Consider the following 23,876-nt stretch of genomic DNA (forward strand, 5'->3'; position numbering starts at 1 on the left):
AAAATAAAGCCGAACAAAAAAATAAGCTTTTCCTACGCGTTTCTTACTTATATCCCATTTTCTTTCTCTAATTCTAAATAAAGACTATTTTCGTTATTTGAAAAATACTATTTATGAAACATCTTCTACTTTTATTAAGCCTTGTATTTGTTAATTCATTTTTTTCTCAAAAAGTTTTGCAAGTCAAGGATGCTTTTTCTTTGTCTGGTGGTATGTATATGCAAAAAGGTCTCCATAATAGTAAGGGAGCTTCAGTTTCTGTTGGTTATCAAGCACAGTTCCCAAATCGTTTTGTATTTGGAGTAAATTTAATTACAGACAGAACACCATATATTAGAACTAATAATGCAGTTGGAAAAGTAGAAAACTGGCATAAACTAGAGGCTGTAACGGGTGGTGTTCAATTAGGTGTTCATATCGTGCGAAGAGAAAAAGTTGATTTATCGTTCATGATTACTCCACACATTAATTACCAAGAAATGACTTTTGAAAATCGGAATACTGAGACGGGGGATGTCTTTAGTCATACTGAGTATACAACGCTTATTTTTACTCCACTTGTGGCTTATCGTTTGCAAGCTTTCTATAAATTTAATTCATCTCATAGCATTGGGATATTCGCTGATGTAAATAATGAACTTGATTTTACCTTGAATGGATTTTTTGATTTGATTAGTCCAAGTAGAATCTTTGTTGGACGTGTTTTGTTTGCTTACAGATATACTCTTCCTGAATGGTAGGGAGTTGTCTTGCATTTTTTCCCTTTTTTATTGCCTTTCTAACTTGATGTAAAGGCTGTCTTTTTAACTTTAACTTCGTCAAGTCGTAACTTTTCTTCACGTCATTATATTTGTGTTGACGCACTAACTTGTTGACAATCCTACGGTTGTACAAATGTGTTTTGGTTTGTTTTTAGGTGTTTTTGTAAAACCTTAAGAAATATTTAGCCTTGCCTAAATAAAAACAATATATTTGCCGAAAATATAAATTTCATAGGATGAATAAAAACATACAACGAGTTATTTTAGCATTGTTTATCTCTGTCTCTTCAGGAATAGTTTTTTCACAAACCACAATAATGGGGGTCGTTCAAAGCGATGAGGGAGAGCGCTTAGCATGGATTGACATCGTTGTAGATGGAATGAATAAAGGAGCTACCTCTAATGCTGCTGGTGAGTTCACAATTTCAGGGTTACCAAAAGGTTCTTACCAATTAATTTCTCGGTCTACGGATTTTCATAATGATACTATTGCTGTGGAACTAAAAGACAATAATCCAATAACGGTTAGTTTTGAGTTAGAAGCCATCGCTACTTCATTTGAGGAGGTTGTGGTATCAGGAACAATGAGAACGGTTCGAAAATCTGATAGTCCAGTGCCCATTGAAGTATACTCTAAAGAGTTTTTTAGGTCTAATCCTGCGCCGTCCATTTTTGAATCGCTAGGACAAGTGAATGGAGTTAAACCTAGCGTAAATTGCAGTGTTTGTAATACAGGTGATATACATATTAATGGATTAGAAGGTCCGTATACAATGATTTTAATTGATGGAATGCCAATCGTAAGTGGTCTTTCAACTGTTTATGGTTTAAATGGTATTCCACAAGCTTTAATTGAAAGGGTTGAAATTGTAAAAGGTCCTGCTTCAACATTGTATGGGTCAGAAGCGGTTGGCGGACTGATTAATGTCATTACTAAATCACCAGATCAAGCACCTCTATTTTATGCAGAAGCTTTCGGAACTTCTTGGGGAGAAGTTAATGCTGATGTTGGTTATCGTGCTAATTTTGGTGAAAAAGTTTCTACCTTACTTGGGGTAAACTACTTTAATTATAGCAATCCGATTGATAACAACAATGATGGGTTTACAGACATTACTTTGCAAGACAGGATCTCAATTTTCAATAAATGGAACTTTAAAAGAAAAGAAGGTAGGGTTTTTACTTTAACAGGTAGATATGTATATGAAGATAGATGGGGAGGTGACATGAATTGGACACCTGAATATAGGGGTTCTGATTCAATTTATGCAGAAACTATTTATACGAGTCGGTGGGAGTTGTTGGGGAATTATCAATTGCCATTAAAGGAGAAAGTGATGTTTATGTTTAGTGCTAATGGACATGATCAAAACTCGAGGTATGGCGATGAGGTTTATGATGCGGTACAAAACATTGGTTTTGGTCAGTTTACTTGGGATAAAAAGCTAGGTAGACATAATTTATTGGCAGGTGCTGCATTGCGTTATACTTTTTATGATGACAATACCACTGCAACAGAAAAGAAGGTGAATGGTGAAATAGTGAATGATCCTTCAGCAATCTATTTGCCAGGAATTTTCCTTCAAGATGAATGGAAGTTTGCACCACAGCAAACCCTTTTAATGGGGTTGAGATATGATTATAACTCACTGCATGGAGATATTTTTACACCCAGAATCAACTATAAATGGACATCAAGGAATAAATTAAACACCTTGCGTTTAAGTGCCGGGTCTGGATATAGAGTAGCTAATGTTTTTACAGAAGATCACGCGGCATTGACAGGGGCAAGAGACGTCGTGTTTCTGTCTGACCTAAATCCGGAAACCTCTTGGAATGGAAACATTAATTACGTTAGGAAATTAAGTTTCGACAATGGGCTGTTCTTGAATATCGATGCTTCTGTGTTCTATACTTATTTTGATAATAAAATTATTCCAGATTATGAAACAGACCCAAATCTAATTATTTATGATAACCTTGATGGTTATGCTGAGTCTAAAGGAATATCATTGAATCTAGATGCTCGTTATCAACATTTTAATGCTAGAGTAGGAGGGACAATTATGGATGTGTCTAGTGTTGAGGGTGGGGAGCGTATTCGTCAAGAATTCCAAGAAACCTATACCATGACATGGAATTTAGGGTATGATTTTGCTTCTGTTGGAATGAAATTAGAATATACAGGTAATTTATATGGACCGATGGTTCTGCCTTTAATTAGTGATTTAGACCCTAGGATGGGAGAGTCAAAACCTTATAGTATTCAGAATATTCAAATAACAAAAGTATTTAAAAATGGATTGGAAATCTTCGGTGGAGTAAAGAACCTTTTGAACTGGACACCCAATAAAGAAAATCCCTTCATTATTGCTAGAACGGATGATCCTTTTGATCAAAACGTACAGTATGATGGGAATGGAGATATTTTAGCTACACCCGATAATCCGTATGCCTTAAAGTTCGATCCTGATTATATCTATGGTGCGAACCAGGGGGTTAGAGGTTTTGTAGGGTTGCGCTACACAATCCAGTAAGTTTCTTTTGTAGCAATGTTTTAATAAATCTGTTTTGTTTCCTCAAAGGCTTACTTTTATAAAGTTCGCTTTTGAGGATTCTTTTTTTTACTTTTAACTTATGTTTTTGCACTTGTTTAAATTACTATGAGGAGGCTTACTTTATTTATGGTTTTATTTCTGGCGTCACAATCATTTGCCCAATTGAATACATATTCTGCAAATGATTTAGATAGTCTGCAGTATACCGAAAAACGACCTGTAGTTTTCTTCATTAATACTGACTGGTGTTCAATATGTTTAGCCATGGAAAACAAGGTGCTGAAAAGCCAGGATATTTCTGAACTATTGAATGAAAAATACTATTTAGTTCTGCTGAATGCTGAGGGTACTGATGACATCGTATTTAAAGGAAAGCGTTATGTTTATGAAGCCTCTGGAGTAAACGAAGGAAAACATCAATTGGCTATGCAGTTGGCCAAAAAAGACGGGACAGTGGCTTTTCCAAGTACTGTGATTATGGTGGGAAATAGTGTGGTGTACAAGAACAATAGTTTCATCACCAGAGAAGAGTTGAAGACTGTTTTGGATGAGGTTCTTCTGCTTTAGAATTAAACGCTAAACATGTATCATCGGAGTCATTCTCAATGAAAAATTCTTTTTTTTGTTTCAAAAAGTAGGGGGCAATAATCCTGAAAATAAGGTTTAGTGTACGTAACAATTTAGCGCTGTCTTATTTGATTCTTAGGTTATAAATCTTTACAAATAAAAAAGCCTGCCTTGATTTTTCAAGACAGGCCATTGTTTTTAAATCCGGATTAGTGATTTACGCCTAATATTTTATCAATTGTGTGGAATGATACAGCATGGTAGTAAGGTCGAGCTTCTTTGTAGACTTCTTTACCCCATTCTAGTGTTTCCTCAGTTTTCGCAAGAGTCGTATAGAGTGGCTCCAAAAACTTTCTCCTACCTACTTTTTTCAAGAAAGCTTTTATTTCAGGACGAATTTCTTTGTAATCATTTTTGATTCCGAGTACAAACCATTCAGACATGATTTCTGAATTGCCACTGTTCTTAAAGTTCAGCTGCTCATCGACCATGATCATTTGTTCTTTTGAAAGCTCACCATCAAATGCGCGAATAAAGGCTAACCATTCTTGGGTGATTTTATCACTGCGCTTTAAATCAGTAGGTAATTTATTTCCGTCTTTTACTTCTTGAGCAAGTTCTTGTGCTACAACAAAACGGTCAGAATTTAGTTGGATCACGTTAGATGGGATTCCCTCCCCATAAATCCATTCGTTAAGATTGAATTCAATGTTTTCTTTTTCGAATAAGTTTTCATTGATGTATTCTACAAATTTTTCTGTTGTTAAAGTTTTAAATTCGTGTGCTTTAAAATAAGCGTTTAAGAATACATCAAATTTCTCTCTTCCTACTTTTTCTTCAATCGTCTTTAAGAAAAATGCTCCTTTGACATAGGCAATGTCAGTCATACCATCGTCAGGGTCTCTACCGTGCAAATCCAATTTAAGATAGGTATCTTTTTCGCGACCTTCAGCCATTAAATCATCAACACTCCTCTTAAGTTCTTGAAATTCAATCATGGCCAACATGTCGGCGATTTCTTTACCATATACTTCCTCCATAATTCTATTCTCGAAATAAACAGTAAAGCCTTCGTTTAGCCAGAAGTCATTCCAACTTGCGTTGGTTACTAGGTTTCCTGACCATGAATGTGCTAATTCATGCGCAACAGTACTCACCAAACTTCCATCTCCAGCAATTAAGGTAGGTGTTAAGAATGTTAGCCTTGGATTTTCCATTCCTCCAAATGGGAAAGAGTAAGGAAGAATAATAACATCGTAAACATCCCATAAATATTCTCCATAAAGTCCTTCGGCTGCATCAATCATTTTTGGAATGTCTTTGAATTCAGCTTCGGCGGCATCAATTAAATGTGGTTCAGCATAAACCCCAGAGTTGTCGCTCAGTTGTCTGTAATCTAATTCCCCAACTGCAAGTGCTAGTAAATAAGACGGGATAGGTTGTTTCATTTCGAATGAATATTCACCTGTTTCATTATTTTCGGTAGGATTTGTAGCACTCATTAAAGCCAATAATTCACTTGGAACTTTTAAATCAGCAGAATAAGTAAACCTATTTTCTGGAGTGTCCTGCACAGGAATCCATGTTCTTGTTAAGATGGCTTGTCCTTGTGTATATAAAAAAGGATATTTTTTACTACCTGTTAATTCGGCAGGAAGCCAATCTAAAGCATCTGCATCTTTTTGAGTGGAGTAATAAATATTAACAAATAGGTCTTCCGAACTAAGGTCAACAATTAGTGGAGCTCCCAGCAATGAGTCGTATTGACCGATGGTGAATGTAGTTTCTGTTTCAGCGCCTTTTTTACCTAAAGTAACTTTTTCAATATTGATCTTTTTAATGTCAAAAACAGCCTTATCAGCTCCTTTGTTGTCCATTGTGTGTCGAGCAACACCCGCCAGAGATTTGTTTTCAAAATCAACATTCAGCTCTAGATGCAAGTGGTTTGTACTGATTTCATCAATGTTGCCATAGCTATGGTTTTTGATGGTTGCACTTGGTTTTTGTTCCTCATTTTGAGGTGTTTCGACCTGTTCACATGAGAATAATGTGATAGCAATAAAAGCAGGAATTAATCTTTTTATCATAATATTTTTACCATTTTCAGAGTGTAAAACTAAAACTTTATTCCTGTAATTCTTAAATAAATTGCCGAATCACGTAGAATTATCGTTAAGTCCGCCAAATCAAACGATTATTTATTTTGTGTTAAACAAATTAACGTATTTTAGCAAAGGCTCACTTTTTTTAATTATTTTCACCACCCAAATCGTAAAGTATCAATTATGAGTTTAGACAGTAGTGTGAAAAGGGAGGTTATGGGACATCCAATTGGGTTGTTCATTTTGTTCTTTACTGAAATGTGGGAACGCTTCTCTTATTATGGAATGCGTGGTATTCTTACTTTATATATTGTAGCCTCTGCGACAGCAGCAGATCCAGGATTAGGATGGAGCAGTAAAGACGGAATTTGGCTTTACGGTTGGTATACAATGTTGGTCTATGTGGCATCAATCCCTGGAGGTTGGGTAGCCGACAAATTCTTAGGGCCTAAGAAAACAGTGATGTGGGGTGGTATTCTTTTGTGTATTGGTCACGGAGTACTTGCAATTCCTCAAGATTGGGCGTTTTTCACAGGATTGGCTTTCATTATCTTAGGAGTTGGTGGATTAAAACCAAATATTTCTACGATGGTTGGTGGACTTTACGAAGAAGGTGACATCAGAAGAGATAGTGGGTTTACTATTTTCTATATTGGAATTAACATTGGAGCATTTTTAGCAAGTATTACTGTAGGTATGGTGGCACATATTTATGGATGGCACTACGGATTCGGATTGGCTGGAATCGGTATGTTATTAGGTCAAGCAGTATACATGTGGGGACAAAAATACCTTGTTGGAGTGGGTGAATTTACAGGTGGAGACAAAGCAACTCCTGAAATGAAAGCTGCTGCTAAACGTCCTTTAACAAAAATCGAAAAAGACAGAGTTATTGTTCTTTTGATTTCATTCCTTATTGTTATTGTTTTCTGGGGTGCTTTCGAACAAGCCGGAGGGTTGATGAATCTTTATACAGATACAAAAATTGACAGAACTATTGGTTTAAGTTGGTTAGAAGAAATTCCAGCAGCAGTGTTTCAGTCTTTGAATGCGGCATACATTATCATATTTGGTACCGTAATCGGTGGATTCTGGGTGTGGTGGAAGAAAAAAGGAAGAGAATCATCTTCTCTTTTTAAAATGGCCATTGGTACAATTATCATGGGATTAGGATATGTATTTATGATGTTTGCTTCTAAAGAAGCAGCTTCTGAAACTTTTGGAAAAGCAGCAATGTTCTGGATTTTCCTCGCTTATCTATTCCATACCATTGGTGAATTGTCTACTTCCCCTGTTTCTTTGTCTTTTATTACGAAACTAGCACCATTAAAGTATGCCTCTATCATGATGGGTATTTTCTTCGCAGCTTCTGGTTTTGGAAACAAACTGGCAGGAAGTATTGGAGAGTCATCTCAACTTACTCCTTACAACGGTGATCTTGTATATGAAATGGATGAATTAACTCCTTTTATTACAAAAGATTCTATGAAGGTGCGTGATGACAATAATAAAGAAATGACGATTTATGATTATCCAATTACGCAAGACAAAAACTTCGAGATTAAAACAAGTCTTTTCTTGCAAGATGGAGAAATTAAGTTTGCGGACTACAAATCGAAAAAGGAGGTTACAGGTTTGTTCTCCTTAGATGATGAAAGAAAAACAGAGTTAAAAGAATACTTGGCAGAACACAATGTGGATCAAGAGAACCGTTATCATGCAAGGTTGCAGTTCGAAAAAGATCAAGACGCTGTGAAAGCGACTGAAAACAAGGGTGATGGTAAAAATTATACTGTAACCTTTGTTGTAGAAGAACAACAAAATGAACAAGAATATAAGACCTTCTTATGGCTAACTATTTTTACGGTAAGCTTTGGTCTTTTACTGATTTTATTCCTCAACAAGCTTAAGAAATTAACACACGGTGCGGAGGATAAAGAAGTTGAAGGCTTAGAGGCAGAAGGTTATGAAATAGCGGATACTGAAATAAAAGGATAAAAGTTAAATACGGTATACAATTATGGCAAATGTAGATACAACTCAACACGATGAGTTTTTTAAGAGTAAAGTTTTAGGCCACCCAGCTGGTTTATTTGTACTTTTCTTTACTGAAATGTGGGAAAGATTCTCATTCTATGGAATGAGGGTATTATTGATAAACTTCCTTACAATGGCTGTTATCGGTAGTAATCCGGGTTGGGAATGGACCGCAGAAAATGCTGGTGCACTTTTCGGAACTTATGCCGGTTTGCTTTATCTAACACCAATACTTGGAGGAGTTATCGCTGATAAATTTACTGGATACCGTTGGGCAGTATTGATTGGTTGTGTAATCATGACTGCAGGTCATGCTTCTATGGCATTCGAAACTGAATTCTCTCTTTATATGGGATTGGCCCTTTTGGTACTAGGTACTGGTTTCTTTAAGCCTAATATCACTTCAATTATTTCTGAAATGTATACTTACCTCCCAGAAAAAAAGGATGGTGCTTATACTATTTTCTACATGGGAGTTAACGCAGGTGCATTTTTCGGGATGATGCTTTGTGGGTACCTTGCTGAACGTGTAGGGTGGTCTTGGGGATTCGGATTAGCCGGTATCTTTATGCTTTTCGGAACAGTACAGTTCTTATTGGCTAAACCTCTCTTTGGTAAGATTGGAGCACCTCCTGTGCGTCAAACTAAAGAAGAAAAAGCAGCTGAAGTAAAAGATTACAAAGAGAACAAATTTACAATGGTTGATAAAGTATTAATCGTTGTTACTGCTATTATTGGTTTGCTTTATCTAATTAATGACCCGGTTTCTAAAATTGGTGAGGTTAATTTATTGCCAGAAGAATTCTTCTTGTCAAAAGACACTTTATCTGGGCCTTTGGTAATTGTACTAGGAGGTCTTCTTTTATTCCTTTACCTTATAATAACACGTATTAGAAGGTATGAAAAAGTCATCAGAGACCGAATGATTGCAGTGATCATCTTTGCATTCTTTACCGTATTGTTCTTTATCCCTTTTGAACAAGCGGCAACTTCTATGGTAATTTTCGCAAGAGATTATACCGATAGGGTCTTGACAGGAAACTCAGCATTGATTTTTAATATCGTAAATACTTTGTTGACGATTATCCCATTAATGATCATTACTTGGGTATTGTACTTGTTGAATAAAAAATCTTTCAAAAAGATTCCAGGAAGTAACGTCGTTTTGGCCTTGTGTTTCTCCTTGGTTTGGGGTATCGTAATATGGATGCTGGCAAGAGACTTTAATACAGTTTCATACGAAGCGCAATATGCCGCTGTACCTGTTGAACAAATTGCAAACGAAAAAGGAGAATATGTTTATGAAGCATTTTCAAATGATGAAGTTTCCAATGCAAGCAATAATGACCACTTTAAGGTAGGAAGCCTTGTTGCTGTAAGACTTGGTGAAGGTGATTATGTCTCTTTAGATACGGTTAAAAACAACAAAGTAGTAGTGAACTACCAAGAAGAAAGAGAAGATTTACACTTTGCTTTAGGAAATGTTAAAAATGCAGATTCAACACATTTTAAATTGGATGTAACTGCAGTGCGTAGTCAACAAAACTTCCCGATTTACAAGAAAAAGGGAGAAGCAGAGGCTGATGAAAAGACTTATCTTTCTGCACCATTTATGTCTAACAACACCAATGCAAAACTATCATTAGGTGCCGAAGCAGCGTATTTATTAGACGCCCCTGGATCGGTGAAGGAAAATAGCGAAGTCGCTGTTCAACGTGATCAAAAAAGTGAAATAGAGCCAGTTCGTTTTGCGTATGGTGAAATTGTTGAAAACGCAAATGGTGAAATTTCAGTGAGTATAGATACAGTTCTTGTTGGGAAGCAAACGATTGTATATCAACCAGTTTCTGAAGCACGTCCTTTACTTAGTGGGGAAGAAACAGTGAATAAACCATTGTTTTTCTCTACAAATGAAGAGCTTAAAGTTGGAGATAATGTCGCAACTCATGTTGAGCTTGGTAAGTTTGTTTACTTAGATGGAGAAAAAGAAGATAAGCTTGCCGAGGATTATGTAAAAGCTGAAAAATCATCTAAAATTATTCAAGCTAGTGTGTCTGAAATTAAAGATAATGAAGTCGAAATTACTGTTTCTTGGTTCAGTATTCTGAACTCATTCTTCATTATTGCTTTCGCCTCTTTCTTCTCAAAATGGTGGGAAAGTAAATACAATCCTTCTGCGGCGATGAAGTACTCTTTAGGATTAATCGTAATGGGAATCGGATTTGCTGTGTTGGCTTATGGTTCAAGCTTTATTCCTCAAGGAACTGAAGCGGGTATTGTTCGTGTTAGTATGGTCTGGTTAATTCTAGCTTACTTCTTCCATACACTTGGAGAACTCTTCTTATCTCCAGTAGGGCTTTCGTACGTAAGTAAACTTGTTCCGGCTAGAATGATTGCCTTGATGTTTGGAATGTGGTACTTGGCCATTGCAATTGGAAATAAAATTGCCGCCTCTATGGGTGGAATGGTAGACGAAATTCAAGAGGAATACAGTATTTCTTTCTTCTTCTTGATCTTTACAATTATCCCTGTTGTTGCAGGTGTACTGATTGCAGTGCTTAACCCATTGTTGAAGAAATTAATGCACGGTGTAAAATAATTCCCGTCATAACAATAATTGATTTTCTGAAAACCGGTGAACTATTTCATCGGTTTTTAGTTTTACATCAAAATGATAAATTGATTTTATGGAAGCTATTGAATTTAATCTCGAAGGGGAGTATATTGAACTTTTACAATTGTTGAAAGCTATTGGTGTTGCCCAAACTGGAGGGCACGCCAAGATGATTGTTGACGATGGTGGCGTAGTGCGTGAGGGTGAAGTAGAAACACGTAAACGAGCTAAAATCCGAAAAGGTGATGTGTTAGAAGTAGAGGGGCAAATAAAAATAACTATCCTCTAAGCCACAAAGTGAAACCAATTTTATATCAAATTGTGATGAACAACCTTTAGACAAAATCGCTGAAGTTTTTTTGTTGTAAAAGTTTTAGATTAATTGCTTTAAAATCAAAAGTGTATACTTTTCTAGGGAAAACCCTTGTATAACTTCTTTTTATCTTATCTATCTTTGAGGTGTAGGATCGATTGTTCTTTTAATGTAGAGTATAAATTTCCAATCATGCCTGCTATCAGATTGCTTTTTTCATAATTTAAAGCGCAAGAAGCCTTTGGACGAGACACCAAAGGCTTTTTTATTCTAGAACGAAAAAACACCTTTTGCTTCGAAGTTAAATCTTTATCGAAGCAAAAGGGGTCTAAACCATATCCTTATTTCAGACTTATGCCTTTAAATCTTTTCAAGTTTAAACACATGTTTAAGTGTGCCAGAGCTGATTGAGATAAAGTATAATCCACTGGGTAATTTTCTGATGTCAAATTGCGCATCGAGTTTGTTATTGTTGATACTAAATTCCTCATGAATAAACACTTGACCTTGAACATTAGTAAATCTGATGTGGTGTTTTTCATTATTTAGGCCTTTTCCAGCAATAGAAACTGTATTTCTTGTGGGATTAGGATAAGCGATTAATTGTATCGTTTGATCAGAATAGGTGAGTCCTAAATCTGAAACTGAAACACATGCCGAAGTGTCAATACAATTCCCCATCGTGAGCACTACAGCGTAATCTCCAATTTGATTTGGTATGAAACTTTGGTTTGTAGCCCCATTTATTGGATAATTTGTGCTGCAATCAATCCATTGATAACTTGCTCCAGCTGCGTTAGCTGTAAGTTCACCATTGATATAATTGACCGTATTGTCTAAGTTTATTGCGGTGACCTCTAATGTTCTTTCTGGACCACTTCCGCAACCACTATTGGCCTTTACTTTTATGGTTCCTCCTGTTCCATCTGTCGTAGCAGAAATGAGTGTTGAATTAGAACTTCCTGTCCAACCTGAAGGTAATGTCCATGTAAAACTTGTTGCACCGCTTACCGGACTAATCGAATAATTTTCTTGAGATGGCCCCTCACATAAAGTGCTTTTTCCTGCTATTGCACTCGGAATACTTGGCATTATGGACACGTCAATTTGTTTTGTGACAAGATCACTACTTCCACAATTATTGTTTGCTTTTACAGAAATCTGTCCACCATTATTCCCCACATTTACCGTAATTGAATTACTCGTTGAAGTCCCTGTCCATCCTGAAGGTAGCGTCCAAGTATAACTTGTTGCGTTTGAAACCGCTGCAACGGAGTAGGTTTGCGTAGTGTTGGAACAAATGTTTGTGTTTCCTGAAATATTTTGAATATTTCCGGGCAATGGACAAATGTGTGTGACTTTCACTTTAAATGTTGGTGAGCTTGGTGGTGTATTGATGTTATCCCATTCAAATATGCGAACATAATAAGTTTGTCCTACTGTTAATCCATTGAAGGTTCTAGAGATTGAATTGGGTACACCGCTTGGGTCATAACAACCTAAATTTGTTCCTAGTGAACATCCTGACCTGAGTTCAATAACTCCATCAAAATTACTGGCATAGTTGGATAATGTGACAGTATGACTTGTCGCTTGTGCAACAAACTTAAAGTAAACATCTAAATCGTCAGGAGATGAACAATTACATCCATCACATTGATTGGCACCAAACGACCCTGTGCCACATTTTACAGTACCCGATAATATTGGTCCATTCGATATTATTGTTGTTGCATCACTACAGTCGTCATTTGTTGGTGCTGTACACGGTGTTCCTGTACAAGCTCCATTGCTGTTGGTAGAAGTATAGCAGTATTTTGCTTTAACTTTACATGAACATTCTAAAAAACTTGGATATCGGTTGTCTGAAAATGGTACCCCACCAACGTCTCTCCATTCAAAATGAATGTGGTCACCAAATGAGTTTCCCGTGTCTCCTCCATCGGCTAGGATACATCCTTGCTGAACTGACTGACCTGTTGAAACAAAAATCGCATCGTTGTGTGCATAATAAGTTTGTGTTCCATCAGAATGTCGAACCCGAACAAGGTTACCATATCCACCATTCCACCCTGCAAAAACAACAACTCCTGCCTTAACTGCACGAACGGGATCGTAAACATTGTTGGGCGTGTCAAAGTCGATGGCTACATAACCATGTGCAGTGTAATTATAGACTGAATTTGGGCCACAACTGGATCCTGTCGGACCTGTAGGTGCTGGAGAACCCGTTCTTGATACGTAATGACTAACACCACTGTTCCATGGTAGTTTAAATCCTTGGCCATATACTTCAAGTGCAAAGAATTGCAGCATGAACAAACAAAGAATCAATTGTATTTTAGATTTCATAATGATCTGTTTTAAATTAGTATATGCTTATTGCTTAGCTTCCGACCAACCGATCAATCCGATAAATCCATTTTCATCTGCTATTATTCTACTTTCTTCCTCTGTTTCTATATTGAAGAGAAACAATTGATTTGGACTGACATGCACATTGTTCGGTTGCGAAGCTGCTGGATAAGCAAAGAACTTTCCATCAGGTGACATTTTTGGTGAGCTGGTATAGAAAGAATGGATGTTGATTTCGCGAAATGCTAATGTGTTTAAATCCAATTCCCATAATTCTTCATTGTTCAAATAACTATCAAATACAAAAGCTTCGAAATAAACACGCTTATTGTCAGGACTAAAGATAAGTGGTTTGAATCCATATTTTTGATTTGGACTAGAAGCCTGGTTGAAGAGGATTTTACTTTCTTTCGTCGAAAGATTATACAAGCGTACATTGAATAATGTGTCTTCGTCCTTGCGTTCGGTATAAACCCAAAGGTTAGGGTCTAGATTTGATTGCAGCCCCATATAAAACAGCATGTCTTTTGAAAGTGGTAATGCATCCAGCACCTCTTTTGGAATTACACTTGTGGTGAATCTTTTCTCCATTTCTATCAACTCCAGTTCAGATTCATTTGGAAGAAGAAAGGGGTGGTAAACACCAGTTTCTTTTGGATTGATGCGAAACCTTTTATCATTATGTTGATAGATGATCTCATATGGAGAAACCGAATGAACAGCTGAAGATGCAGACTCTGTTTGTAAGACAGCAGTTTCTTCAATAGTCACACTGTCGGAAACAGATGGATCATTATTTGTGGATTGTGCATTGTTATTGTTTGAGACAATAAACGAAATAACTCCAACTGCAATAAGTCCTGCAGTAATGAGTAGTGTAGACTTTTTCATAGTAGTGAAAATTAAATTTTAACCTAAGTTGTAGTGTGTTTAATTTAAAGCAAAAAGCTTTATTCGTTAAATTTACAACTTTTTTATTTATAGAAACAAATATATTTGTTAAAAATGATTCGAAATCAATTTCTAACAAAAGCTTCAATTTAAAGTAAGTCTAATTTTCTCAGGATGAGGAGTTACCAACGGAGAATTAATTTCAGGTTAAATCTTCTGTGAGTAAGGTGGTTTGGGATGGCGATATGGCGACCTTCTGTGTCTTGAATCCATTGTTGCGATAGTACGTTTTTAATGCCTAGTATATTGAAGATTTCAAAGTTCAACTGTATGTCCGTAAAGGGTCTAAATATTTTTATGCGGTCCTCCTTGTTGGGTTTTTTATAGAGGAAATCATACCCAAAACCAATGTCCACACGAAAATATGCTTTTTGACGTAAAGTATCTTGGTAACGAATATTCCCTGGAGGGCCATAAGGTAGTTTTGAACCAAATTGAAATCCTAATTGTGCTGTGAATTGCTCAACTCCAGGCATTCTGTCTTGGACTAATGTTGCAAATGTAAACCATTGGTCGGTTGGTTTAGGAATAAACCCAGGCGAATTAAGTGTACTATCTACGGGCGTATTATTGAAAGTATAACCAGGAATAATTTCATCACCATCTGAATTAATGTAGGTATAATAATCATCATTGTTCAAATCTTCAATGCTCCTCAGAAGTCCTATCTTGAAGAAAGACTGTACCCCGTCAATAAATTCACCATGAAGATTAAGGTCTAATCCGTAAGAATGGCCTACAGCAATGTTTTCGGCATAATAACGTGTGCGCACATTGTCAATACTGTATGGGTTTACATCCCACATATATTTATAAAAAACTTCACCAGTCATTTTAAATGGGGTATTGCGTTCCCACATTTCGAAGGCATAATCGGCTCCTGCAACAAAGTGAAATGACTTTTGACTTTTGGTTGCTGGATTAACAGAACCGTCAAAGCGCCTTAATTCTCTGTAGAAAGGAGGTTGATAATACAAACCTGAACTGGCATGCAAGCGGACATAGCGTTTCTTTAATGCGCCATTTGAATTTACATAATATCTTCTTGGATAATAACTTAGCATTGCCCGGGGAGTTATGTAAAACTCATTGTTGAAGGCAGTGTATCCAGTTCTAACTCCTGTATTGAATGAAAGTTGAGACCTTGAGTTTTCAACGGTATCCTGATGTATGTATTTGGTCTTGTTCCCTAAAGAGTCTTTTGACCGAACTGTTACGGCAACAGGATAATCATGTTTGTAGTAGTCAAAAGCTTGACTGTATTGAAGGTATCCACTGGTTCTAAAAGTGGATAATTGATTTTTCGCCTTTATTGAACTGTTGAGGATGATTTCATTAGGATTGTTTTGGGGTAAACTGTAACCTGCAGAATCAATGAGTCCCCATTCGCTGATGACATCATTAAACTCTTCATATTGCGCAGAAACTCCCCAGTCGATCTTTCCTTTTTTATAATAATCTAATCCATCCTCTGTTAATTTTAAAACCTGATAACTCCCTTCATGACGCAATGAGTAAATAGTGGCTTGTAATCTGTTTCTTGAATGGTCAAGGTACGCCCCAATTCCAATTGTCCCAACAGAATCTCCATATTCTTCTTGGGCTGGATCTTTACCTAATTCATTGATGAAGTATTCTCCCAGAATATCAAAAGTTTCTCTTTCGTCTGTATTGAATACCTTAGCATACATGGCTAAATTAGTTCTTTTATTGACATCCCATTTTAAGGATGTTGCACCTGTAATGGTTTGGAAACGGGTCACTTCTTGACCTTCGAAATAAACTTTAAAGCTGAGTGGTTGACTAACGGTACCAAATTTTGTTTCTTGAGATACGGGAGAAAAAAGATAGTCATTAGAAGAGAAGTGTCCCAAAACGCTCCAGACTAAATTTTCTTTAATGGCAAAATTAGTCAACAACTGGAAGTCATAAAATTTGGGTTTGTAAGCTCCTTTGATCGGTAGAGCATTTAAAAGATATCCTTGATCTTGATAGCGTCCAGCAACAGTATAATTGAATCGCGCGTTAACTTTGTCTTCGGCATGAATTGAAACCCCAAGAAAAGAGGCGTCTAATGAACCTCTGAATCGGGTAGGAGTGCGGTAAGTAATATCCAGTACAGAACTCAGTCGGTCTCCGTAATTTGAAGTAAATCCCCCTGCACTAAAAGCAATGCTTTGCACAAGGTTTGGATTAATGAAGCTCATGCCTTCTTGTTGACCACTTCGTGTTAGGAAAGGACGGTAAATTTCGAATCCATTAACATAAACAAGGTTTTCGTCATAACTACCACCACGTACATTATAATTATTGGTCAATTCATTGTTCGAAGTTGCCGCAGTGGTCAGTGTGATATATTTTTCTACTCCACCACCTGGAGCCGGAATAGCTCCGAGTTCCATCATGGGTAAATCATTAATGCTGTTATCTTTACCCTTTGCCGTTACGTCAAATCCTGAGATGAATTGGACATTCAGTTTAACTTTATCAATGCTTCGGGTTTCGTTTTCTACAACAGTAATACTTCTTTTTTGAACTTCATCATCAAATTGAATAATGATGGTTTGGAATCCGACTGGAGCTTTAAGTTCAAAAACACCATCTAAATTAGTTCTTGTACGTATTGATTTATCGCTCTCTAATACAATTGATATCTCAGGGAATCCACTATTTGATTTATCTACAATTTTACCTGTGATGGTTCCATGTTGAGCCAAGGCTTGAACGGTGAGTATTGTAAATAAAATAAAAGTGCTAAAAACCCTCATGGATAATTTGTTTGCTGCCAATAACGAAGAGAAATAGAAAATGGTATATCTAAGTTGAAATATTATAACAATTCTTCAATGATTTTATCCATCGAATATCCTTCAGCTTCAGCTTTGTAATTTCTTACCAGACGGTGTCGCAATATGGGTTTTGCTACAGCTTGAACATCTTCAATGTCGGGCGCATACTTCCCTTTCAATGCGGCATGACATTTAGCACCAATAATTAAGTATTGAGAGGCTCTAGGTCCTGCACCCCATGTGATGAAATCTTTAGTTAGTTGGGGGGCTGAAACATCATTAATACGTGTTCTTCCTACCAACTTAACGGCATACTCTAATACATTATCAGCTACCGGGATTTCACGAATCAGTGCTTGAAAACGTATAATCTCCTCGCTGCTCATTATTTGCTGAATAGAGATTTTAATATCTTGAGTTGTGGCCTTAACGATTGACATTTCTTCTTCAAATGTTGGATAATCTACCCAAATGTTGAACATGAAACGGTCAAGTTGTGCTTCTGGCAATGGATACGTTCCTTCTTGTTCAATAGGATTTTGCGTGGCTAAGACAAAAAATGGTTTAGGCAAAGGATAAGTTTGACCTGCCGCCGTAACAGTTCTTTCTTGCATTGCTTCCAATAGAGCTGATTGTGTTTTTGGTGGAGTACGGTTAATCTCATCCGCCAATACAATGTTATTGAAAAGTGGACCCTTTACAAATTGAAAAGCACGATTTTCATTGAGTATTTCTGCACCAACAATATCTGATGGCATTAAATCAGGGGTAAATTGGATACGGTTAAAACTTAAACCCAAAGATTGTGCAATGGTGTTGACAAGGAGAGTTTTGGCTAATCCTGGCACACCTACTAAAAGACAATGTCCTCTCGAAAACATTGAAATCAAAACTTGATCAACAACCTCTTCTTGTCCAACTATGATTTTATGAATTTCTTTTTTAAGTAACTTATATTTATCAACGAGTTGATCTAATTCTTTTACGTTTGACATAATAGTGCAGATTTAATGGTTTTCATTTATTTCCAACGGTAATGAAAATTGCAATTCGAAAATTGTTCATCAAAACGAACATAGGTTCTCCCTATTTTACCGTTTACCCATTCTGTAATAATTTTTTCTTTTTTATTGTTCTCAGCTGCCTTTTTGATGAAGTTATAATCATCTTTTAAGTTGGCTTTGTGTGGTTCAGTTCTGTTCTTAATACGTACAATTCGAACTCCATCTCTTCTTGTTCGCATATCAGAATACATCGCCGGATTAGAAATTTCTCCAGTTTCTAGTCCATTGACCAATCCAAAAATCTGAGGATCAATCTGGTTGATGTTGGCAACATCCCAATACATATCTCCGGTATATGGGTTAGAAACTGAACCTTGATTTTGACGTGTGTCATCATCTTCCGAATATTCTTTCACAGCTTCGTCCCAAGTAATTTCATGTTTTTTTAAACGTGCATAACATTCATCCATTAGTGTTGCTGCATCAGTGAGTTCTTGACGACCGATTTCAGGTGACAATAATATATGACGAACAACATAATCATCTCCTTTTCTTGACTCTAATTGAATAATATGATAACCGTATTGTGTTTCTACAACATCAGAAACCCCTCCTGGTTCTAATGCAAATGCTGCGGCTTCAAAAGGTTTAACCATCATTCCTCGTGTGGCTTCAATTCTACCCCCTTGTTTTGCACTTCCTAAGTCTTCAGAATGAATGGTTGCAACTGCTGAAAATGAACGGTTTCCGTCTATTATGTCTTGTCTCCAACGGCTTAGTTTTTCAATAACAGCATTTCTGCTAGCTTGGGTGATTTTCGGGAAAATAACAATTTGTTGAATAGCAATTTTCTCGTTGATTAAAGGAATACTGTCTTCTGGAATTGATTCAAAAAAGGTCTTTACTTCATTTGGACTCACTTCAACATCAGCAATAATTTGTCTTTCCATTTCTTGAGACATCATTCGGTCACGAATAACCTCACGGAATTCTTCTTTAATTTGAGTGTATGTTTTGCCATAAAAAGATTCAAGTTTCTCTCTACTTCCGATTTGTTGTTCTATTGAACGTAAACGGTTTTCCATTTCCGCATTGACTTGACCGTCTGAAATATCGATACTGTCTAGTTTAGCTTGATTAAGTAGAAGGTTTTGATAAAGCAACTCTTCCAAAATAGTGCAGGAAGTCGTTTCATCTACGGTCATCCCTTCTCCCTGTAGTTGTGCTTTCTGAGCTTCAAGGTCAGAACGTAAAACGGGTAGGTCACCAACTTGAGCAATAATCTCATCAATAACACTGCCTGATCCAGATGAAGAACCTTGCTTGTCGGTAATGATTTGAGCATTTCCTGCAAGTATTATCCCAAAACTAAAAATAAGTAACTGTATATTTTTCTTTAACATTTTCTAATATTGTTTCTTTTGCTGTGCTGCGTAAATTATTCACCCTTCTTTTTAAAATGTGACGGCGAATTCCAGCGCGTTCTACTTCCATCGGTGAAGATATAGATTTTGTTCTGAAATCAAGTACATTTATGTAATGAGTCTCACCATTATCTTTAAAAATAGCTTCGCCACGTCTTTTGATTAAATCATCTTTAGTATCTGTTGAAATAGGTATTTCCCTCACTAAATCATCAAAATAAATCCAACGTTCTTGCTCGAAGTAAAATCCGCTGGCGTAAAGATTTGCATATTTTTTTATTTCCTCTAGATCTTTATCATTCTTTAACAAGTAATGTTCATCTATATTTAAGACGCCTGCAACTGTATCTGGAACCTTGATGTAAAGTGCGCGTACAATGTAAGACTCTGCTTTGTAATTCTCCCTGTGGCTTTCGTAATAGTCTTGAATTTCTTGATCGCTAATGATTGAGTCTAGATGCTTAGTGATGAATTGGTTCTCTAATTCAAACAAGTTTAACTGCATGAGTTCATCTTCAATGCTCAATTCATGGGCAACTTTAACTTTAGGTGAGACACTCTCTATTTCTAACTTGACACCTTGTTGTTCTATCCACTGTTCAATTGCTTTTTTCTTTGCTTCTTCATCGTTTAGGTGAGGAAAAAACAGCTCTTTTCTGACCTCTAATTCTGATGCGTAAAGAATGTGCTCCCCAACTTGGCAGATTTTTTTATCTCGATTACCAGAGCAAGAGAATAAAAACAGAAAAAGGCTGCTCCATAGAACAACCTTCTTCAATTTATATGAAACGATCTTATTCACCTATTTTATATAATACTTCTTCATTGACAACAATGGTGTGTTTTTTCTTCAATTCGTTTAACCATTGCGTTTCTAAATGTGCTTGATAATCTTGAATTGCTGCACCACGTGCTTCTGTAATTGATTTTGGTCCTGCAGGAAGGATTTCTTGGATAACCACAAGGTAGTACTTATCCCCTTTTTTAAACACCTCGTTTACTCCAAGCTTTAAATCTTGATTTTTTAAGACTGGGTGTTCTGACTGAACATACTTTCCTTTCTCACCTTCTAAATTCAATTGCGAATCTGTGTTAACTTTGCTTACAATGTCACTCATTTTTACAGTGTCCATTGCGACCAATAACTGTGCTTCCAAAATCATTTCCTCTTTGTCAGAAGAATAGATGTCAGCATGAACTCTTTCCGGCCACTGATACTGATCAATATTGTTTTCAAAATAAGTTTGAAGTCCAACAGAATCTTGAATGGCTTTGTCCCAAACTTTATCTTTCATGATTTCGTATAAAAGGACTCCATCGTGGTATTCTTGAAGCAATGATTTGTAAGCTGGGTACTTTTCTTGGAGCTTGCTTTTCTCGTCATTCATGATCGATTCAGCTTCCCATTGTTGGTACTTTTCATTGACATATGCTTCAATGGCCATTGGCTTTTTATTCTTGTGATTCGTAATGAAGTCAAGAAAAGATTGCATGTCATACTTCGTTTTGTTGTATTTGAACATCCATTTGTTCTTTTTCAACTCAGGCGCTTTAAAGTTTTTCTTGAAAACAGTACTGTCGATGTTTTCATAAAACCACGCTAATCTTTTATCGCTTTTATCAACAAACTTATTTTCATTTTTGAGTTTGGCAATAAATGCTTTTTCTGAAAGCTGAGCTCGGTCACCGCGATTTAATTTTTGTTGAATCTGTGGTTTTAACTCAGCTAAAGTACCTAAAGGTTTGTATTCAATTCGTTGAACAATATGGTAACCATAAGCTGTTTCGAAAGGTTCGGAATAATCACCATCGTTTGCTAAAGCAAATGCAGCATCTTCAAACTCAGTTACCATTCTTTGGTTTGTTCCCGAACCAAAAGGAGGTAATTTTCCACCTTTTGCTTTTGAACCTTGATCGTCAGAATACAGTCGAGCTAGTTTTGCAAACGATTCGCCGCTTTTTAACTTTTCATGGATTTCATTGATTTTCTTTTCTGCATTTTCTTTTTCCGAACGACTAGCGTTTTTATTGAAAACAACCATAATATGAGCGGTTGTAATGGTACCTCTTGCAATACGCTTGTCAAACACTTTTATTACATGGTATCCAAAGTTGGTACGAATCGGCATTGATACTTCTCCAATTGGAGTGTTGTAAGCTGCAGTTTCGAATGGATATACCATTTGGAAGGCAGTGAAATATCCTAAGTCACCTTTGTTTTCTTTTGCTGAGGGGTCGTCAGATCCACGAGGTCCACTAGCTACAGTTCCAAAATCTTCACCTTCTTTAATACGGTTCATCAATGTCAAAGCTCTGTTGTATGCCTTCAATGTGTCTGCAGGAGAAGCGTCTGCTGAAACATTCACCAATATATGAGAAGCCCTAATTTCGTATTTCATTCTTTCATAAGCCTCATTAATTAATTCATTGGTTTTCTTTGTATCAATTAAATAAGGTTGAGCCAATTGCTCTTTGTACCCATTTAATTCTCTTACTAAAGACGGAATTGTGTCATATCCTAAAGCTTCTGCTTCTGCAACTTTCAGCTTGAATTTTTTATACAATTCCATGTATTCATCTAAAGTCTCTTTATCGTATTTAGGATCTTCATTGTTCTTCAAGTAAACTTGTAAAAATTCACTTTTCGTAACAGGTTCACCATTAATCGACATTACTGTAGGGTCTTTTTGGCTAAATCCATTAAAAGCAAAAAACAGCAATGAAGCAAATAGCAATAAATTCAATTTAAAATTCATAATACTCAATACTTTAATTTATTAAAACGTTTACGAAATTAATAATCTAATTTAAGGTTAAACCGTAATTCCAAGAAAATATTGCCTCTCGACTATTTGAAGCTGTAATTAGGAGCTTCTCTAGTGATGGCAACATCATGTGGGTGAGATTCTGTCATTCCTGCATTAGTTATGCGAATAAACTCTGCACCTTGCAAATCTTCTATTGTTGCTGCACCACAATACCCCATTCCAGCTCTAAGTCCACCTACAACTTGGTAAACAACTTCTTCTAAATTTCCTTTATAAGGAACACGGCCTGAAATTCCTTCTGGAACTAGTTTTTTACTGTCGTCTTCAGAATCTTGGAAGTAACGGTCTTTTGAACCTTTTTCCATGGCCTCGATAGAACCCATACCACGGTAGGCTTTGAATTTTCTTCCTTGGTAAATAATTGTATCTCCAGGGGATTCTTCTGTTCCTGCGAACATTGATCCAACCATTACGATGTCTGCTCCAGCAGCAATTGCTTTAACGATATCACCAGTATAACGAATTCCACCATCAGCAATTACAGGAATACCTGTTCCTTGAAGTGCGCCAGCAACATCATTGATTGCAGTAATCTGAGGGACACCAACACCTGCAATAATTCGCGTTGTACAAATTGAACCTGGACCAATTCCTACTTTTACTGCGTCCGCACCTGCATCGGCTAAGAATTTTGCGGCAGCTGCAGTAGCAACGTTTCCAACAATTACATCGATGGAGTCATGCTTAGCTTTTACTGCTTTTAGTTTCTCTACTACTCCTTCCGTATGTCCATGAGCTGTGTCAATAACGATAGCGTCAACTCCAGCATTCACCAAAGCATCCACTCTTTCTAAGGTGTCATCGGTAACACCAACTGCGGCTGCTACACGTAAACGACCGAATTGATCTTTACATGAGTAAGGGTGTTCCTTGACCTTTATAATGTCTCGGTAGGTAATTAAGCCAATCAATTTATTGTCTTTGTCTACTACCGGTAGTTTTTCAATTTTATGTTGCTGTAAAATACCTTCAGCGGTCATTAGGTCTGTCGCCTCATTGGTCACTACTAAATTGTCTTTAGTCATTACTTCAACGATTGGACGGTCTTTTATTTTTTCAAAACGCAAGTCACGGTTGGTGACAATACCTTTCAACACTTTGTTTTGATCAACGACAGGAATACCTCCAATTTTATTTTCTTTCATCAGGTTGAGCGCATCTTTAACCAATGCGTCTTCTCTCAAAATAATGGGGTCGATAATCATCCCGCTCTCAGAACGCTTTACTTTGCGCACCTCCAAAGCTTGAAGCTCGATGCTCATGTTTTTGTGAATCACTCCAATACCACCCGTTCTAGCAATAGCAATCGCCATGCTTGATTCTGTTACGGTGTCCATTGCTGCAGATACGACTGGCGTATTTACACTAATGTTTTTAGTGATTTTACTTTTTAGAACTACGTTTCGGGGAAGCACTTTTGAGTGTGCTGGAACAAGAAGTATATCATCAAATGTTAATCCTTCTCTTACTTTACTTATATCTCGGAATGCCATGTGAACCTATTTTTATGTAAATAAATTCACGCAAAAGTAATAAAAATTAAAAAGAACTCACTTTTTTTGATGTTTTTATA

15 protein-coding genes are annotated in these 23,876 nt (G+C 36.6%); 6 read left to right on the plus strand and 9 right to left on the minus strand.

Annotated elements, in window-relative coordinates; translation table 11 throughout:
* Window positions 1–113 precede the first annotated feature (113 nt).
* The 3 genes from ACN0U3_RS06875 to ACN0U3_RS06885 all read left to right on the plus strand — a co-directional run bounded on the left by ACN0U3_RS06875 (window position 114) and on the right by ACN0U3_RS06885 (window position 3,886).
* A complete protein-coding gene (locus ACN0U3_RS06875) occupies window positions 114–740 on the plus strand; it encodes a hypothetical protein (RefSeq protein WP_299204218.1) in 627 nt (208 codons plus the stop codon).
* Between the two features lie 257 nt (window positions 741–997).
* Window positions 998–3,298, plus strand: a complete 2,301-nt coding sequence (locus ACN0U3_RS06880; protein WP_417265622.1) for a TonB-dependent receptor — start codon at window positions 998–1,000, stop codon at window positions 3,296–3,298.
* Between the two features lie 147 nt (window positions 3,299–3,445).
* On the plus strand, window positions 3,446–3,886 hold the full coding sequence (locus ACN0U3_RS06885) for a thioredoxin fold domain-containing protein (RefSeq protein ID WP_417265623.1): 441 nt from the start codon (window positions 3,446–3,448) through the stop codon (window positions 3,884–3,886).
* A 209-nt stretch (window positions 3,887–4,095) separates the two neighbouring features.
* Here the strand turns inward: ACN0U3_RS06885 and ACN0U3_RS06890 are convergent, their stop codons facing one another.
* Complete coding sequence (locus ACN0U3_RS06890; RefSeq protein ID WP_417265624.1) at window positions 4,096–5,973, minus strand: M1 family metallopeptidase; 1,878 nt, start codon at window positions 5,971–5,973, stop codon at window positions 4,096–4,098.
* Window positions 5,974–6,171: 198 nt separating this feature from the next.
* Between ACN0U3_RS06890 and ACN0U3_RS06895 the strand changes: the two genes are divergently transcribed.
* The 3 genes from ACN0U3_RS06895 to ACN0U3_RS06905 all read left to right on the plus strand — a co-directional run bounded on the left by ACN0U3_RS06895 (window position 6,172) and on the right by ACN0U3_RS06905 (window position 10,928).
* Window positions 6,172–7,986 carry a peptide MFS transporter gene (locus ACN0U3_RS06895; RefSeq protein WP_367182435.1) on the plus strand — a complete coding sequence of 605 codons (1,815 nt, stop codon included), beginning with the start codon at window positions 6,172–6,174 and terminating at the stop codon, window positions 7,984–7,986.
* Window positions 7,987–8,008: 22 nt separating this feature from the next.
* Entirely contained in the window at window positions 8,009–10,624 is a 2,616-nt protein-coding gene (locus ACN0U3_RS06900; protein WP_417265625.1) for an oligopeptide:H+ symporter, read from the plus strand.
* Window positions 10,625–10,712: 88 nt separating this feature from the next.
* Window positions 10,713–10,928 (plus strand): RNA-binding S4 domain-containing protein, encoded by a 216-nt coding sequence (locus tag ACN0U3_RS06905; RefSeq protein WP_417265626.1) that lies wholly within the window; start codon window positions 10,713–10,715, stop codon window positions 10,926–10,928.
* Between the two features lie 384 nt (window positions 10,929–11,312).
* Here the strand turns inward: ACN0U3_RS06905 and ACN0U3_RS06910 are convergent, their stop codons facing one another.
* The 8 genes from ACN0U3_RS06910 to guaB form a co-directional block, all read right to left on the minus strand.
* The gene (locus tag ACN0U3_RS06910) at window positions 11,313–13,304 is read right to left on the minus strand and encodes a peptidoglycan DD-metalloendopeptidase family protein (protein ID WP_417265627.1); all 1,992 of its coding nucleotides are present in this window, start codon (window positions 13,302–13,304) and stop codon (window positions 11,313–11,315) included.
* Between the two features lie 27 nt (window positions 13,305–13,331).
* Entirely contained in the window at window positions 13,332–14,198 is an 867-nt protein-coding gene (locus tag ACN0U3_RS06915) for a TolB family protein (RefSeq protein ID WP_417265628.1), read from the minus strand.
* Between the two features lie 182 nt (window positions 14,199–14,380).
* Entirely contained in the window at window positions 14,381–17,026 is a 2,646-nt protein-coding gene (locus ACN0U3_RS06920) for a TonB-dependent receptor (RefSeq protein ID WP_417265629.1), read from the minus strand.
* Between the two features lie 62 nt (window positions 17,027–17,088).
* Window positions 17,089–18,042: an AAA family ATPase gene (locus ACN0U3_RS06925; protein WP_299204191.1), complete on the minus strand. Its 954-nt coding sequence runs from the start codon at window positions 18,040–18,042 to the stop codon at window positions 17,089–17,091.
* A gap of 26 nt (window positions 18,043–18,068) precedes the next feature.
* Window positions 18,069–19,454 carry a peptidylprolyl isomerase gene (locus ACN0U3_RS06930; protein ID WP_417265630.1) on the minus strand — a complete coding sequence of 462 codons (1,386 nt, stop codon included), beginning with the start codon at window positions 19,452–19,454 and terminating at the stop codon, window positions 18,069–18,071.
* Complete coding sequence (locus ACN0U3_RS06935) at window positions 19,420–20,277, minus strand: hypothetical protein (protein ID WP_417265631.1); 858 nt, start codon at window positions 20,275–20,277, stop codon at window positions 19,420–19,422. The genes ACN0U3_RS06930 and ACN0U3_RS06935 overlap by 35 nt, the downstream gene beginning before the upstream one ends.
* Window positions 20,270–22,231: a peptidylprolyl isomerase gene (locus tag ACN0U3_RS06940; RefSeq protein ID WP_417265632.1), complete on the minus strand. Its 1,962-nt coding sequence runs from the start codon at window positions 22,229–22,231 to the stop codon at window positions 20,270–20,272. Before ACN0U3_RS06940 ends, ACN0U3_RS06935 begins: the two co-directional genes overlap by 8 nt.
* Window positions 22,232–22,323: 92 nt before the next feature.
* A complete protein-coding gene (guaB, locus tag ACN0U3_RS06945) occupies window positions 22,324–23,796 on the minus strand; it encodes an IMP dehydrogenase (RefSeq protein ID WP_299204178.1) in 1,473 nt (490 codons plus the stop codon).
* Between the last annotated feature and the right edge of the window lie 80 nt (window positions 23,797–23,876).

The organism is Brumimicrobium sp., assembly GCF_048268645.1.
In the GTDB taxonomy this organism is placed as follows: domain Bacteria; phylum Bacteroidota; class Bacteroidia; order Flavobacteriales_D; family Crocinitomicaceae; genus Brumimicrobium; species Brumimicrobium ulvae.

Bases quoted from the DNA above. Each gene is read 5' to 3' on its own strand.
- ACN0U3_RS06930 (WP_417265630.1), bottom strand. From the start codon at position 19,454: ATGTTAAAGAAAAATATACAGTTACTTATTTTTAGTTTTGGGATAATA.
- ACN0U3_RS06905 (WP_417265626.1), top strand. From the start codon at position 10,713: ATGGAAGCTATTGAATTTAATCTCGAAGGGGAGTATATTGAACTTTTA.
- ACN0U3_RS06880 (WP_417265622.1), top strand. From the start codon at position 998: ATGAATAAAAACATACAACGAGTTATTTTAGCATTGTTTATCTCTGTC.
- ACN0U3_RS06940 (WP_417265632.1), bottom strand. From the start codon at position 22,231: ATGAATTTTAAATTGAATTTATTGCTATTTGCTTCATTGCTGTTTTTT.
- ACN0U3_RS06875 (WP_299204218.1), top strand. From the start codon at position 114: ATGAAACATCTTCTACTTTTATTAAGCCTTGTATTTGTTAATTCATTT.
- ACN0U3_RS06920 (WP_417265629.1), bottom strand. From the start codon at position 17,026: ATGAGGGTTTTTAGCACTTTTATTTTATTTACAATACTCACCGTTCAA.
- ACN0U3_RS06895 (WP_367182435.1), top strand. From the start codon at position 6,172: ATGAGTTTAGACAGTAGTGTGAAAAGGGAGGTTATGGGACATCCAATT.
- ACN0U3_RS06910 (WP_417265627.1), bottom strand. From the start codon at position 13,304: ATGAAATCTAAAATACAATTGATTCTTTGTTTGTTCATGCTGCAATTC.
- ACN0U3_RS06925 (WP_299204191.1), bottom strand. From the start codon at position 18,042: ATGTCAAACGTAAAAGAATTAGATCAACTCGTTGATAAATATAAGTTA.
- ACN0U3_RS06915 (WP_417265628.1), bottom strand. From the start codon at position 14,198: ATGAAAAAGTCTACACTACTCATTACTGCAGGACTTATTGCAGTTGGA.
- ACN0U3_RS06900 (WP_417265625.1), top strand. From the start codon at position 8,009: ATGGCAAATGTAGATACAACTCAACACGATGAGTTTTTTAAGAGTAAA.
- ACN0U3_RS06890 (WP_417265624.1), bottom strand. From the start codon at position 5,973: ATGATAAAAAGATTAATTCCTGCTTTTATTGCTATCACATTATTCTCA.
- guaB (WP_299204178.1), bottom strand. From the start codon at position 23,796: ATGGCATTCCGAGATATAAGTAAAGTAAGAGAAGGATTAACATTTGAT.
- ACN0U3_RS06885 (WP_417265623.1), top strand. From the start codon at position 3,446: ATGGTTTTATTTCTGGCGTCACAATCATTTGCCCAATTGAATACATAT.